A 14325-nucleotide genomic window follows, 5' to 3' on the forward strand; every position below is an offset into this window, starting at 1 on the left:
GGTCTCGGGGTGGGTCAGCAGGTCTGGCGGGGGGTCTCGTCGGGGGCGTAGGTGCTCCAGTCCTCGGGGGTCAGAGGGCCGGACTGGGCGCACAGGCTGGCCACCGGGTCGCGGAACAGTTCGGGGTCCCAGATCTGCATCGTGGTGCTGTCCGAGGACACCAGGCTCCGGCCGCGCGGCCGGAACGCCAGCATGCTCACCGTGCCGGTGTGCCCGGTCAGTGGGATGCCGGCCTGCTCCCGGGTACGCGTATCCCACAACCGGATCACGCCGGCGTCGGTGGCGACCGCGAGCACCCGGCTGTCCGGGCTGAACGCGACCTCGCCCGGCTTCTCGCCCGGGGTCGGCAGCGGCCCGCCGATCGGGTCGCCGGCGGCCGGGTCCCACAGGCGTACCCCGGAGGTAGCGCCCACCGTGACCAGGAACGAGTTGTCCGGGCTGAAGGCCACCTCGAAGGTGTCCGTGCCGCCGGAGATCGGTGTGCGGAGCAGGGTTCCGGTCCGGGTGTCCCACAGCGCGACCCCGCCGGAGGAGCCGGTGGCCAGCAGCTTCGAGTCCGGGCTGAACGCGACGTCGGACAGCTCGCCGCGATGCCCGGCCAGCGGCGCGCCCTTGCCGTCTCGCCACAGCCAGGGAACGCCGCCACTGGTCCCGGCGGCCAGCAGGCGCCCGTCCGGGCTGAACTCGACGCCGGGTGCGAGCAGCCCGGCGCTGTCCGCGGGGTGCCCGGAGAGGACCGGGCCGTGCTGTACGCCCCGGTGGTCCCAGAGGCTGACCTCGTCGGCGCCGTGCACGGCCAGTGTTCCGCCGGTCCGGTACGCCAGCCCGTCGATGCTGCTCGGCGTGGTGATCAGTCCGGGCGCCGCGGGCAGCATCGTGGTGGCGTCGAACACCCTGGTCGCGCCGAAGAGGGACCCGATGGCAAGCCGGGCGCCGTCCGCGCTGAACGCCAGTGCGCTCACCCCGTCGGCGGTGACCGGCGGGGCGCCCACCGGGGTCCGTCCGGTCAGGTCCCACAGCCGCACCACGCCGTAGGCGCCGGTCGCCAGGGTCCGATTGTCCGGGCTGAACGCGAAGGTGGACGCCTCCTCGGACCCGCTCTCGCTCGCCGTGGCCGTCGCCGTGGCCGTGGCCGCTGCCGCCGGGACGCCGGTCAGCGGCGTGCCTGCGGGCCGGCCGGTCGCCACGTCGAGAAGCGCGGGCGGGCCGCCGGCGCGGGAGACCGCGAGCAACCGGCCATCCCGCGAGATTGCCATCTCGGCGATGCCGGCCCGGTGCTGCCCGGTGCCGCCGGACGCGGCGCGAAGAACGGCTCGTCGTTGACCTGTCGCCGGATCCCAGCTGGTCACGGCGCCGTCGACGGCAAGGGCGAGCAGCGTCCGGCTGTCCGGGGTGAACAGCACCTGCGCGGTCCTGGGCTCCTCCACGCCGGCCTCGGCAATCGCCGCATCGGCAATCGCCGCATCGGCAATCGCCGCATCGGCAATCGCCGCATCGGCAATCGCCGCATCGGCAATCGCCGCATCGGCAATCGCCGCATCGGCAATCGCCGCATCGGCAATCGCCGCATCGGCAATCGCCGCATCGGCAATCGCCGCATCGGCTGTCGCCGCGTCGACGACGGCCGTCACCTGGCCGGCGCGCGGCGCGAACGCCGGCTTCCCGGAGTCCGCGTGCCACACCCGGATCGTCCCGTCCAGGTCCCCGGCCGCGATGAACCGGCCGTCCGGGCTGTACGCGACGCCGTACAGCATGGTGCCGTACCCGGCATGCCGCAGGGTGGCGACCCGTTTGCCGGTCGTGGTGTCCCAGACGCCCATCGTGTCGCCACAGCCCTCGACGACGATCCGGTCGCCGTCCGGGCTGAACGCCACCTGGGATCCGTCGACGCTGATCCGCACGGCCGGCTGCCAGTTCATCGACACGTCCGCGACCTGCCAGATCAGGGTCACCGAAGTGGCGTCCAGGTGCGCACCGGCCAGTTTCGTGCCGTCCGCGCTGAACGTGAGGAACCCGATTCCGCTCGCGGCGGCCTGCCCCACGATCCGGCCGCTGCCGACGTCCCAGAGCCGCACGTGGTCGTCGTCGGCGACGGCCAGGACCCGGCCGTCCCGGCTGTACGTCACGGCCTGCACGCCGCCGTCCGCCCCGAGACTGTTGTGATAGCCGATGAGCAGGGCGCTCGCGGCCGCGTAGGCCTCCTTGGTCGGTGCCGCGCGCAGGGCCATGACGGCGAGGCGCTGCGCCGTGATCCGCTCCGAGCTGGGCAGCGACCTGCTCTGCGCGGCCAGCTGGCGGGAGAGCGCGATGGCACTCTGATCCTCGGCGAGGGCGGCGTTCCGGGTGGACAGGACCGCACCGGCGACCGAGCCGGCGAACAGCAGGGTGAGCGCGGCCGCGGTGGCCCGGTACGCCCGCGTGCGCCGCCTCTCGCGCCGCCCGCCCGCCGCCAGGAACTCGGTCACCGCCGGATCGACGGCGAACCGTTCGACGGCGTGCCGGGCCTCGGCCAGCCGGACGCCGCGATAGAGATAGGAGCCGTCCCGGCGTCGCTGCCGCCAGGCGGCGGTGTCCTCGGCGAGCTCCCGCTGCAGGGCCTGGTCGGCGGCGCAGGTCTCCAGCCAGCCGCGCAGCGTGTGCCACGACTGGATGAGCTGCTCGTGCGCGATGTGCACGTCGTCACCGAGGACCAGCAGCCGCCGCTCGGCGAAGGCTTCCAGGACGGCATCGAGATCGGGCCCGGCCGAGACCAGCAGGGCGGACCGGGAAGCCGGCCGTCGCGCCGGCCGTCCGTCGACCACCACGACCAGGTGCAGGAACACCCGCCGGGCGATCTCCTGCCGATCCGGCGGCAACGCCGCGTAGACCCCGTCCGCACTGGAGCGCACGATGTCCGCGACCCCGCCGGTACGCCGGTACCCGTCCAGGCTCAGCCCGCCGGGCCACATCACGAACAGCGTCTGCGACAACAGCGGCAGCACTCCGGTGTCGAAGCCGGTCGGCAGCGTACGGTCGCGCAGGTCGTCGACGATCGCATCGGTCAGCTCGGCCGGGACCGCCACCCCGGCCCGCGCCGCCGGACCGGTGATCGCCTCCCGCAGCTCGGCCTCGCTCATCGCGCCGACCGCGAACGGGCCGGCTTCGACCGCGTCGCGGACCGCCGGCCAGCCCATCGCCTGGTCGAGGAAGTCGCCGCGCACCCCGAGCACGACGATCGCGTCCGGGGTCATCGCGACCAGGGCGTCCAGATACGCCTGCCGGACCGCGTGGTCGGTGACCAGCGTGAACAGCTCCTCGAACTGGTCGACCACGAGCACCAGCCGGGCGCCGGGACTGCCGAGCAGCGCCTGTTTCACCAGCAGGTGTGCCGCGGACGGCTCGGCCAGCACGGCGTGCTGGGTGGTGATGGCGTCGGAGCCGCACAGGTCGGCCAGGTGGGTGGCGAGGTGCAGCACCGGGTCGGCGGTCGGCGTGATCACCCGCCGGGGCCAGCCCGACGAGTCGGCGGCGACCTGGTCGTTCGCCAGGGCGTGCAGCAGTCCGGCGCGCAGCAGCGACGACTTCCCGGCGCCGGACGGCCCGACCACGAGCAGCAGCCCGTCCGCACCGAGCCGCTCACCGACGCGGGCGACGAGCCGCCGGGTCAGCTCGTGCCGGCCGTGGAAGACCGCGGCGTGATGTTCCTCGAACGGCAGCAGACCCCGATAGGGGCAGCCCTTCCACGCGAAGGCGGCCGGGAAGACCTCGCCGGAGTGTTCGGCCGACAGCAGGTCCAGCACGCGGGCCAGGTCGGCCGCCATCCGCCGGGAACGCTCGCGGTCGCTGCTGTGCTGGGCGGCCTCTCGGCGTACCTCATCGCGCAGATCGGTGATCGCGGCGCTGAAACCGTCGCTGAGCTGAGCGAAGGCGAAGCCGAGCGCGGGCGCGAGGTCAGGGTCGCCGCCTGCGGCGGCCGAGCGCAACGCCGCGCCCGCCAGGTCCGCGCTCTGGAAGAGGGAGATGATCTCGGAGCGCAACTCACGGTCTTCGTCGGTACGGAACGCGGCTGCGATCCGCTCGGCCAGTTGCGCGCGGCCGTCGTCGCCGTGATCCTTGAGCCGCTCGATGGCGTCCGCGATGACGTTGGTGAGGATGTTGGCGCCCACCGACCCGACCACTCCGGCGCCCGCGCCGAGGACGCCTGCCGCGCCGCCGGTCGCCGCGACGATCGGCGCGAGAGCCGCCACCGACAGCACACCGACCACGGCCGGCGCGGATGCCTCCCGCAGGGTCTGCGCGTGGGTGGCGACGGCGGCGGCCACCGACTGGCGCATCCGCTCGAACAGCGGCTCGTCGTCGATCGGGTTCACGGGCGTTCCTCGGGCTGTGCCAACGGGTCGACAGAGTGTTTCCACCCGGCCGCACGCCCAGGGTTCGAACCGCGGATCACTGACCGAAATGGTGACGCCGAGCGTCAGATCCAGCCGCTCCTGCGGGCGATGCGGGCCGCCTCGTGGCGGTTCGCGGCGCCCAGTTTGCCGGCCGCCGCGGACAGATAGTTGCGGACTGTTCCCGGTGACAGCGAGGCCCGCCGGGCGATCTCCTCGATCGGCGCGCCCTCGGACGCCAGCTGCAGCACGTCGGCCTCGCGCGCGGTCAGCGGGCTGTCGCCGGCGCTGATCGCCTCGGCGGCCAGCTGCGGATCGACGTATCGCCCGCCACCGTGGACGGTCCGCACCACCATCGCCAGGTTCTCCGCCGACACCGTCTTGGGCAGGAAGCCGCGTACCCCGGCGGCCAGGGCCTGCTTCAGATGGCCGGGACGCCCGTGACTGGTGACGATCATCGTGCGGCAGGTCGGGACCTCGACGCGCAGGCGATCCGCAACGGTCACGCCGTCGAGGTCGGGCATCTGCAGGTCGACCACGGCGACGTCCGGGTTCAGGGCGCGGGCCGCCGCGATCGCCTCGGCGCCGGTGGCCGCCTGGCCCACCACGATCAGGTCGTCCTCCAGGGCGAGCAGCGCGGCCAGGGCGCCACGGATCAGATGCTCGTCGTCGGCGAGCAGGATCCGGATCACACGGCCTCCCTCGTCCGCGGCAGGCTCACCGCGACCCGGAAACGGTCCGGCGGCACCGGGCCGGCGTCGACCGTACCCCCGGCGCCGGCGACCCGCTCGGCCAGGCCGGTGAGTCCGTTGCCGCGCGCCGCACCGGCGCCGCCGGCGCCGTCGTTGGTCATGGTTCCGTCGTTGGTCATGGTTCCGTCGTTGGTCATGGTTCCGTCGTTGGTCATGGTTCCGTCGTTGGTCATGGTGAAGGTGACCGTCCCGTCCGCGGCCCGGTCCAGCTCGATGGTGCAGCTGGTGGCCCGGCTGTGCCGCAGCACGTTCGTGGTGGCCTCGCGGACCGCCCAGCCCAGCGTGGCCCGGGTCGGTTCGGCCAGACCGGCGCCGTCGCCGATCACCCGGCAGCTGATCCCGGCCGCGTCCAGCAGCGACCGCGCGCCGGCCAGCTCCTCGTCGAACCGCGCGGTGCGCAGCCCGCTGACCACCGCCCGCAGCTCGGCGAGCGAGTCCTGCGCGATGCGCCGGACCTCCAGCATCTCCTCGACGGCCTCCGGCCGCCCGCGTTTGCCCAGCTGGGCGGCGAGCTCGGCCTTCAAGGCGACAACCGAGAGGGTACGCCCGGCGACGTCATGGAGATCGCGGGCGAACCGCAGCCGTTCCTCGGCGACGGCCAGCTCCGCCTTGACGTGCTGCGCCTCGTCGAGCTGCCGGATCACGTCGATGGTCCACACCGTCCACCGCTCGGTCGCGAGCAGCGCCACCACGACAAGCAGCAGCCCCAGGTTCGCGCCGAACCCGGCGTCCCCGGCCACCACCGCCGGCCCGGCCGCGATCACCCAGCCGGCCGTCGCGATCGTGACGGTCATCCAGGTGGAGATCATCGGGTCGAGCGCGATCAGGAGCGAGGCGAGCACGACCACTGCGACGGCCGCGTACGTGCCGTCGGCGAGGGCGGTGACCGGGATCGCCGCCGCCACCGCGGCCAGCGACAACGCGCCGGCGACCACGATTCGCCGGCGCGGCCTCGGCGCCTTGCCGAGCCGGTGGTCAATGGCGCTGTGCAGCAGCATCACCGCGGCGACGGCCTGCGCGGCGGCCAGCCCGGCGGCGAGAACGGCGAGGTAACCGTGCGTCGCGTCGACCTGGCCGACAACCGCCAGCGGCACACCGGCGAAGAGCACATAGAGCGAGCCGCGCATCGTCAGGTCGACCCGGGCGGCACGGGACGTCGGTGTCATGGTCATCAACCTATCGACGTGGTTTCCAGAGGCCTATCGATGTGGTTTCCGAGGGCCTATCGACGTGGTTCCCAGAGGAATGTGCGGCGGACCGCCCACAGCCCGGCCACGATCCAGGCGGTGAGGATCCCGGCCGGCAGCAGCGCGTCACCGAACGTCGCGGCGAACCCGACCGGCGCGGCCTCGCCCGTGGTGCCGAGCCAGCCGAGCCGCAGCAGGTCCACCACCGGGGTCAGCGGCAGCGCCCGCAGCAGCGCCACGACCACGCCGGGAGCGTCGTCCATCATCGGGTACAGCATCGAGCCGATCAGGCACGCCAGCAGCACCGGCAGCGTCGTGACCTGCGCCGACTCCGCGGTCCGGGTGAATACCGCGGACACCGCCGCGAGCAGCACGAACACGATCACACCACCCAGGGCGCCGGCCACCATCAACGGTACGTTGACCGGGGCCGGCAGCCCGACCAGGATCGCCCCGGCGACCACGAACACGATCATCTGCGCGACGGCGACGGCCACCATCGGCGCGGCGATACCGGTGATGATCGTGGCGTCGCTGAGCTCGCCGGCGCGCAGCCGTTTGAGCACCAGCTCCTCACGCCGGGCGACGTACGTGGTGACCAGGTTGTAGTAGACCGCCGCCAGCAGCACGTATCCGAGCAGCGAGGTGACCACGGTGACCGATGTCGCGACGTCGTCGGAGTCGGCCATCCCGGAGGTGGAGATCGCGCCGGCCAGGATGAGCGGGATGACGAAGGCGCTGAACATGGCGGTGCGGTTGCGGGCGAACAGTTTCAGCTCGGCGAGGCCGACGGCGCGGAGCCGGGAGGTGTTCCCACGAGTCGCGTTTCTGGTGGTCGTCATAGTTGTCATGCCGGGACCTCGTCGCTCGGGGCTGTCTCGCCGTTCGGGGCTGTCTCGCCGATCGGGGCTATCTCGCCGTTCGGGGCTGTCTCGCCGTTCGGGGCTGTCTCTTCGGTCTGGGCCACCGCGAGGAAGGCCTCTTCCAGTGATGCCGGGCGGGCCTCCAGTCCGGCCAGCTCGATGTCGTGGCGCCGCGCCCACCCGAGCAGCTCGGTCAAGGTGTCCTGCAGGTCGTCGGTGCGCAGCGTGACGCGACCGGGGTCGTGCTCCGGGCGTACCCTCGCCGGCTTTTGATCCTGGGGTTGGCGAAGGCCTGGCAGGGCCGGGAGCTGGACGCCGTGCGGGAGTCCGAAAATGATCCGTGCCGGGTGCTGGGCGACGACCTCGGCGGTGGAGCCGGCGATGACCACCTCGCCGCGATGCATGATCGCCAGCCGGTCGGCGAGTTCCTGCGCCTCGTTCAGGTAGTGCGTGGTCAGCAGCACCGTCACACCGTCGGCGAGCAGGGCGCGGACCATCTGCCAGGCGTTACGCCGGCTCTCCGGATCCAGGCCGGTCGTCGGCTCGTCGAGCAGCAGCACCGCCGGACGGCCCATCACGGCGAGAGCCAGATCGAGACGGCGCCGTTCGCCACCGGAGAGCTGCCGCACCCGCACGTGCTCACGATGTCCGAGATCGACCAGGTCGAGGGCCTCCGCGACCGGGCGTGGATCGGTCAGCGTGCCCGCCCACATGGCGGCCGACTCACCCACCGTCAGATCGGGCGGCAGGCCGCCCTCCTGCAGCATGATCCCCAGGCGGGGGCGCAGGACGCGCCTCTCACTGTACGGATCCCGGCCGAGCACCCGGACAATTCCGGCGTCCGGCCGCCCGAATCCGGCGACCAGGTCCATGGTCGTGGTCTTGCCGGCCCCGTTCGTGCCGAGCAGTGCGAACAACTCCCCGCGCCGCACGTCGAAGCTGACACCCCGGACCGCTTCGAAGCTCCCATAACGCCGCCGCATGGAACTGACCTCGACGGCGGCCGATGTCGTTGTCGTCATGCAGTGAAGTCTGTGGCCGGTTCCGAGGCGGCGGCAGTGCGCCCGTTCACGACTTCGGATGACAGATGTCATGAGCCTCAGCGACTTCAGTGGACAGTGCGCGGCGGGCGGTGGGCGGTGGGCGGTGGGCGGTGGTGGCCTCAGCCGGTGCCGCCCACTCTACGCTCAGGAGTCTTCGGGCGGCGCGGGCTGCACAGGGCGGCACGGGGCTGCACAGGGCGGCGGCGCGGGGAGCCCCGTCCGCGATCTTGAGCGATCTTTCACATTTTGGGGTCGACAATCACTCAAGATCGCGAGAATCGCCACGGTTCGGCGCGGCGCGGCACCGCACGGCACCGCACGGCACCGCACGGCACCGCACGGCACGCGGGCGGCGGGGCGGGGCGGGGACAGGCGGGGATGGGCGGGACGGCGCGGGGATGGGGGCGGAATGTAACGGCGGGCTGCAACACTCTTGCGATGACGACGCGGGTTGCCATGTGGTCCGGGCCTCGGAACATCTCGACGGCGATGATGCGCAGTTTTGGTTCGCGGGCGGACACCGTGGCCGTCGACGAGCCGCTTTACGCGTACTATCTGGCCGCGACCGGGATCGAGCACCCTGGCCGGGAGGAGATCCTGGCCGCGCAGCCGCAACGATGGCCGGACGTGGCCGCGCGGCTGACCGGGCCGATTCCCGGCGGGCCGGCTGTGTTCTATCAGAAGCACATGACCCACCACCTGCTCCCCGACGTCGGCCGGGAGTGGCTCGGGGCGCTCACCCACGCGTTCCTGATCCGCGACCCGGCGCACGTGGTCGCGTCGTACGCGAAGGTGCGCGGCGAGCCCACCCTCGACGACCTCGGTTATCCGCAGCAGTTGGAGATCTTCCGGTCGTTCGGCGGGCCGGTCGTCGACGCGGCCGACGTGCTGCGGGATCCGGCGACGACGCTGGGGCGGCTCTGCGAGGCGCTCGGCATCGGCTTCGACGAGGCGATGCTGTCCTGGGCGCCGGGTCCGCGCGCGGAGGATGGCGTGTGGGCACCACATTGGTACGCGGCGGTCGAGCGCTCCACCGGCTTCGGAGCATACGACCCGTCGCCGGCCCAGGTCCCGGACCGGCTGCTGCCGCTGGTCGAGGCGGCCCAGCCGTACTACGACGAGATGGCCGCCCACCGCCTCTGAGCTGTCACAGGATGCGTACGCCGTTGGCGGCAGCGTGTTTCTGGTAGATCTGGGCCAGCCGGGACGTCAGCGGGCCGACCTCGCCGGTGCCGATGGTGCGGCCGTCGATCACGGTGACCGCGGCGATCTCGCCCATCGTGCCGGTGCAGAACACCTCGTCGGCGGTGTACATCTCGGTCAGCGAGATGTCGCGTACGACCGCCGGGATGCTGTGCGCCGACGCCAGGTCGAGGACTGTCTGGCGGGTGATCCCTTCCGGGCATGCCGCCGTCGACGGGGTTGCCAGGGCGCCGTTCACGACGGCGAACAGGTGGGTCGCGTTGGTCTCCGCGACGAAGCCGCGCTGGTCGAGCATCAGCGCGTCGTCGGCGCCGGCCGCGGTCGCCTCGATCTTCGCGAGGATCGAGTTCAGCAGGTTCGCGTGGTGGATCTTCGGGTCCAGGACGTCCGGGCCGGGCCGGCGCACGCTGGAGGTCGCCAGTCGCAGGCCGCCCGTGTCGTACACCGGGGCCTTGAACTCGGCGAGCACGATGAGCGTGGATCCGGCCTGGTTGAGGCGGGGGTCCATGCCGCTGGTGACCTTCACGCCACGGGTCAGGGTGAGCCGCACGTGCACCCCGTCGGCCATGTCGTTCGCGCGCAGCGTGGTCACCAGCGCGTTGATGATCGTCGCGTCGTCCGGGATGTCGGCGAAGCCGAGCGCCACCGCCGAGCGCCGCAACCGGGCCAGGTGCTCGGTCAGCCCGTAGACCGCGCCACGGTACAGCCGCAGACCCTCCCAGACCGCGTCGCCACCCTGCACCACCGAGTCGAACGGCGACAGGCCGGGCTGGCTGCGATGCAGCAGCTCCCCGTTGACCCAGTACCGGATGTCGGCGTTCCGCTCGTCGTAGCGCTGCAGCATCGCCAGATCATATTCCCCGCCGATCTCAGCTGAACTGGTCCAACCAGTTGACGGGTTGAAGTGTGACGCGGCACACTGCCGCTCATGACTTTCGATCCGGCACCCCGGTCATCGGTCTCCGACCACGTCTTCGGCCGGCTGCGTGACGCCGTGGTCCGCGGCCGATACGCCGCCGGCGACGCGCTGCCGAGCGAACGCGACCTGGCCGCCACGTTCGAGGTCAACCGGCACGCGATCCGCGAGGCGCTGCGCCGGCTGCAACAGCTCGGCCTCGTCAAGGTCAGCCAGGGCGGCGCCACCCGCGCCCTGGACTGGCGCAGCAGCGCCGGTCTCGACCTGGCCCTGGCCCTGTCCACCAGCGACGACGTGCTGCCGGTGCCCACCATCGAACGCGACGTCATGGAGATGCGCGCCTGCGTCGGCGCGGACGCGTCCCGGCTGGCGGCGGCCCGCGCCGGACAGGCGGAACGCGACGCGGTCGCGGCGGCCGTCGACGGCTACGCGGCGGCGGTGCCCGATCTCGTCGCGATGGGCCAGGCCGACCTGGCGTTCTGGCGCCGGATCGTCGAGGCGTCCGGCAACGTCGCGTACCTGCTGGCCTTCAACAGCCTCACCGCCGGGGCGCTTGCTGTCGGCCACATGCCGCCGCAACGACGTACCGAAGAACTGCTGGACGTGGCCGCCCACCGTGCCCTGTCCGATCTGATCGCCGCAGGCGATGCCGCAGGCGCGGAACGCGCCGCGAGAGCCCTCCTCGCGGTTCCCTCCTCCACTTGGGAAAAAGAGACCCGATGATCCCTGCCGTCCTCTACGCCGTTCCGGCGTTCCTGCTGCTGATAGTCATGGAGCTCCTGTCATTCCGGTTCCTGCCGGACGACGAGGAGCGTGGGTACGAGGCCCGCGACACCGCCACCAGCCTGTCGATGGGTCTCGGCAGCCAGATCATCGGCGTGCCGTGGAAACTGCTCACCGCCGTGCTCTTCGCCGGCCTCTACGTGCTCAGCCCGCTCAAGCTCGACCCGGGCGACTGGTGGGTGTGGGTGCTGCTGTTCTTCGCCGACGACGTCGCCTACTACTGGTTCCACCGGCTGCACCACGAGGTACGCGTCTTCTGGGCCGGTCACGTCGTGCACCATTCCAGCCAGTTCTTCAACTTCTCGACGGCGCTGCGGCAGAGCTGGACGCCGATGACCGCGCTGCCGTTCTGGCTCGGTCTCGCCGCGCTCGGCTTCCCGCCGTGGATGATCCCGTACCTGGACCGCAACTACGGCGGCATCCTGATTGTCTGGGACCGGCTGTTCGGCAGCTTCGAACCCGAGGGCGAACGGGTGCGATACGGCCTGACCAGCAACATCGAGACCTACAACCCGCTGAGGGTGGCGACACACGAGTACGCCGCGATCTGGCGAGACGTGCGGTCGGCGACCTGCTGGCGCGAGCGCGCCGGTTATCTGTTCGGCCGTCCGGGCTGGACGCCGGCCGCATGAGCGTCACCGCTGTCCGGCCGGGCACGAGCCTTCCGCTGCGGGTCTTCGCCGTCACCGCCGCCGTCGAGCTGGTCGCGGTGGCCGCCGACGTCACCGTCCTGCAGTGGATCGCGAAACCGCTGCTCGCGCCGCTGCTGATCTGGCATCTGCGCCGGCACGGCAGGCCTGACCCGGTGGTGGCCGCGCTCGCGTTCGCCACCGCCGGCGACATCGCGCTGCTGGTGCCGGGTCAGGCCGCGTTCCTGACCGGGATGCTGTTCTTCCTCGGCACTCAGATCTGCCTGATCACCGCGTTCCTGCGCCGGACGACACCCCGGCCTTTGCCGGTGGCGTGCTGGGCGCTGCTCTGGGTCACGGCCAACGCGCTGTTGTGGAACCAGTTGGGTGCTTTACGCGTACCCGTGCTGCTGTACAGCCTGGCGCTGACCGCCATGGCCGCGGCAGCGGCAGGGGTTGGCCGCGTCGTCGCGGCGGGTGGAGCGCTGTTCGTGATCTCCGACCTGTTGATCGGCGTCGGCGCCGCGGGCGCGGAGTTCCCGGCCCGCGGCGTCCTGGTGATGGCGACGTACATCGCCGCGCTCGCCCTGATCAGCGTCGGCTGGCAGCGGCGGCCCCAGATTTAGATGTCGGGCGTCATGTCGCCGGTGGCGGGAATCCCGTCGGCGGCGGCATAACGCAGCCGGACCACACCGCTCGGCGTGGTCACCGCGGGCTCGGTGAGCGCCAGCTTCGCGGGCAGCACGCCGTCCTGGAACACCTTCTTGCCGGCGCCCAGCAGAATCGGGTACACCCAGAGATTCAGCCGGTCGAAGAGGCGGTCCCGCAGCAGGGTCTGCACCAGGTTCAGGCTGCCGATCACGTGGATCTTCTCGTGCTTGTCGCGCAGAGCCCGCACGTCGGCGGCCAGAGCGGGACCGAGCTGCGACGAACCCGTCCAGGTCAGTGCGGGGTTGGCGCGCGAGGCGACGTATTTCGGGATGCCGTTGAACAGAGTGGCGATCTCACCGGGCTGATGCGGCCAGTACCCGGCGAAGATGTCGTAGGTCCGGCGGCCCAGCAGCAGCGCGTCCATGCCCGCCATCCCGGCCCAGACCTGCTCGCCGACCTGCTGATCCCACAGCGGCGCCTGCCAGCCACCGAACGCGAAGTTCTCCGGGTCCTCGCTGGGGCCGCCGGGCGCCTGGGCGACCAGGTCAAGTGTCGTGAACAGGTCGATGTGAATCGTGCCCATGATCTCGTCCTCCTCGTAGACCGTCACGACCTCAGACCATCGCCACCATCAAATCTCATCGCAGCTTCTTCTCCAGTGCCTTTTCCAGTGCCGCCGCCGGGCCGGCCTCGCGGATCGCCCGCATGTGGTCTGCGGTCTCCCTGGCGAGCCGCCCCTGCGCCCACAACCCCGCGCGGACCTGGCTGATCACCTCGGGCGCGTCCCGCACCGGATAGTCGCCGAACTCCCCCGCATACCCGAGCAGCAGGCAGGCCAGCGCGAATACGCTCAGCGGCGCCTGTTCACCGGCCGCCCAGCGGTCGGCCACGACCGGCCGGTTCCGGGCGTCCCACTTGGACAGCGCGTTGAGCGCGATGTCCGACAACCGGTGCTCCAGCGCCGGATTGCGGAACCGCTCCAGCGTCGCCTCCACGAACGTGCCGGCGTCAGCCGGCAGTGTCGGCAGCACCTCGTCACGCAGCAGCCGCCGCAGGAACTCACCGGCCAGTGGATGCTCGACCGCCGCGTCCACCGTGACACAGCCCAGCAGCGGCGCCACCGCGGCAATGGCGGTGTGCGAACCGTTCAGGATTCGCACCTTTTTCTCCCTGAACGGCCGGATGTCCGCCAGGAACTCCACCGGCAGACCTGCTTTGTCCAGTGGAAACTCGTCACGGATCCGCGAATCACCGGCGATCGCCCACCGCGCGTAGAACTCGCCGCGCACCTCGGCGGCGTCGCCCGCAGGCACGATCCGGTCCACGATGGTGTCGTGGAAACGGCAGTGCGCACCCACCCACCCGGCGAACCCCGGATCGAGCGTCGCCGCGTGCCGCAGCACGGCCGCGCGCAACGCCTGACCGTTCTCCTCGATCAGCTCGCACGGCAGGAACGACAGCCCCCGCTCCGGGTCACCGCCGAAGTGCCGCCACCGCTCGTGCAACAGCACCGCCATCTTGGCCGGGAACGTCGCCGGCGGCCGCGCGCCGAGATCCTCGGCGGTGAACACGATCCCGGCGTCCGTGGTGTTCGAGACGACAAGCCGCAGATCCGCCCCCCGGGCCACCGCGAGACAACGGTCCCAGTCCGTGTAGGCGCCGACCACCTCCTGGATCACGTCCACGTCGGTGACCTCGGTGAACCCCGCCCCGTCGAGCACCACCCGGAACGGTCCGGCCACCGGCGCCGACGCGCTCGCCGTCACCTTCAGCACCACCACGCCGTGATCGAGAACCCCGGCGTCGTTGCCCTTCTGGATCATCCAGTCGGCGAAGCCGCGCAGAAAGTTACCGCCGCCGATCTGAAGAAGCCGCACCGGCCGCTGCCGCACGCTCACTCCCCTCGCGATGGACGCCACCATCGGAGCCGT

General features: G+C 71.7%; 12 protein-coding genes. 4 read left to right on the forward strand and 8 right to left on the reverse strand.

Annotation, left to right across the window (positions count from 1 at the left end; all coding sequences use genetic code 11):
* Positions 1–14 precede the first annotated feature (14 nt).
* From ACQP2E_RS21570 to ACQP2E_RS21590, 5 genes are all read right to left on the reverse strand, one after another.
* Positions 15–4349 (reverse strand): hypothetical protein, encoded by a 4335-nt coding sequence (locus tag ACQP2E_RS21570; RefSeq protein ID WP_433824734.1) that lies wholly within the window; start codon positions 4347–4349, stop codon positions 15–17.
* Positions 4350–4453: 104 nt separating this feature from the next.
* On the reverse strand, positions 4454–5059 hold the full coding sequence (locus tag ACQP2E_RS21575) for a response regulator transcription factor (RefSeq protein ID WP_433824735.1): 606 nt from the start codon (positions 5057–5059) through the stop codon (positions 4454–4456).
* A complete protein-coding gene (locus ACQP2E_RS21580; RefSeq protein WP_433824736.1) occupies positions 5056–6285 on the reverse strand; it encodes a sensor histidine kinase in 1230 nt (409 codons plus the stop codon). The genes ACQP2E_RS21575 and ACQP2E_RS21580 overlap by 4 nt, the downstream gene beginning before the upstream one ends.
* A 56-nt stretch (positions 6286–6341) precedes the next feature.
* Complete coding sequence (locus ACQP2E_RS21585; protein ID WP_433824737.1) at positions 6342–7148, reverse strand: ABC transporter permease; 807 nt, start codon at positions 7146–7148, stop codon at positions 6342–6344.
* 5 nt (positions 7149–7153) lie between these two features.
* The gene (locus ACQP2E_RS21590; RefSeq protein WP_433824738.1) at positions 7154–8191 is read right to left on the reverse strand and encodes an ABC transporter ATP-binding protein; all 1038 of its coding nucleotides are present in this window, start codon (positions 8189–8191) and stop codon (positions 7154–7156) included.
* A gap of 459 nt (positions 8192–8650) precedes the next feature.
* Here ACQP2E_RS21590 and ACQP2E_RS21595 point away from each other — a divergent pair, with 459 nt between their 5' ends.
* On the forward strand, positions 8651–9355 hold the full coding sequence (locus tag ACQP2E_RS21595; RefSeq protein WP_433824739.1) for an HAD family hydrolase: 705 nt from the start codon (positions 8651–8653) through the stop codon (positions 9353–9355).
* A gap of 4 nt (positions 9356–9359) precedes the next feature.
* Here the strand turns inward: ACQP2E_RS21595 and ACQP2E_RS21600 are convergent, their stop codons facing one another.
* Positions 9360–10259 (reverse strand): aminotransferase class IV, encoded by a 900-nt coding sequence (locus ACQP2E_RS21600; protein ID WP_433824740.1) that lies wholly within the window; start codon positions 10257–10259, stop codon positions 9360–9362.
* Positions 10260–10343: 84 nt separating this feature from the next.
* Between ACQP2E_RS21600 and ACQP2E_RS21605 the strand changes: the two genes are divergently transcribed.
* From ACQP2E_RS21605 to ACQP2E_RS21615, 3 genes are read left to right on the forward strand one after another with little or no spacing between them, the layout of a single operon-like run.
* Complete coding sequence (locus ACQP2E_RS21605; RefSeq protein ID WP_433824741.1) at positions 10344–11054, forward strand: FadR/GntR family transcriptional regulator; 711 nt, start codon at positions 10344–10346, stop codon at positions 11052–11054.
* Positions 11051–11746 (forward strand): sterol desaturase family protein, encoded by a 696-nt coding sequence (locus ACQP2E_RS21610; RefSeq protein WP_433824742.1) that lies wholly within the window; start codon positions 11051–11053, stop codon positions 11744–11746. The genes ACQP2E_RS21605 and ACQP2E_RS21610 overlap by 4 nt, the downstream gene beginning before the upstream one ends.
* Complete coding sequence (locus ACQP2E_RS21615) at positions 11743–12369, forward strand: lysoplasmalogenase family protein (RefSeq protein ID WP_433824743.1); 627 nt, start codon at positions 11743–11745, stop codon at positions 12367–12369. Before ACQP2E_RS21610 ends, ACQP2E_RS21615 begins: the two co-directional genes overlap by 4 nt.
* Here the strand turns inward: ACQP2E_RS21615 and ACQP2E_RS21620 are convergent.
* Complete coding sequence (locus ACQP2E_RS21620; protein ID WP_433824744.1) at positions 12366–13004, reverse strand: dihydrofolate reductase family protein; 639 nt, start codon at positions 13002–13004, stop codon at positions 12366–12368. The two genes, ACQP2E_RS21615 and ACQP2E_RS21620, sit on opposite strands and share 4 nt — an antisense overlap.
* 28 nt (positions 13005–13032) lie before the next feature.
* Positions 13033–14286, reverse strand: coding sequence for a hypothetical protein (locus tag ACQP2E_RS21625; protein WP_433824745.1), 1254 nt, complete (start codon positions 14284–14286; stop codon positions 13033–13035).
* Between the last annotated feature and the right edge of the window lie 39 nt (positions 14287–14325).

This window comes from Actinoplanes sp. CA-015351 (assembly GCF_050955685.1).
Taxonomy (GTDB): domain Bacteria; phylum Actinomycetota; class Actinomycetes; order Mycobacteriales; family Micromonosporaceae; genus Actinoplanes.

Coding starts and splice junctions, on each gene's coding strand:
- ACQP2E_RS21580 (WP_433824736.1), bottom strand. CDS start 6,285: ATGACACCGACGTCCCGTGCCGCCCGGGTCGACCTGACGATGCGCGGC.
- ACQP2E_RS21585 (WP_433824737.1), bottom strand. CDS start 7,148: ATGACGACCACCAGAAACGCGACTCGTGGGAACACCTCCCGGCTCCGC.
- ACQP2E_RS21590 (WP_433824738.1), bottom strand. CDS start 8,191: ATGACGACAACGACATCGGCCGCCGTCGAGGTCAGTTCCATGCGGCGG.
- ACQP2E_RS21595 (WP_433824739.1), top strand. CDS start 8,651: ATGACGACGCGGGTTGCCATGTGGTCCGGGCCTCGGAACATCTCGACG.
- ACQP2E_RS21600 (WP_433824740.1), bottom strand. CDS start 10,259: ATGCTGCAGCGCTACGACGAGCGGAACGCCGACATCCGGTACTGGGTC.
- ACQP2E_RS21605 (WP_433824741.1), top strand. CDS start 10,344: ATGACTTTCGATCCGGCACCCCGGTCATCGGTCTCCGACCACGTCTTC.
- ACQP2E_RS21610 (WP_433824742.1), top strand. CDS start 11,051: ATGATCCCTGCCGTCCTCTACGCCGTTCCGGCGTTCCTGCTGCTGATA.
- ACQP2E_RS21615 (WP_433824743.1), top strand. CDS start 11,743: ATGAGCGTCACCGCTGTCCGGCCGGGCACGAGCCTTCCGCTGCGGGTC.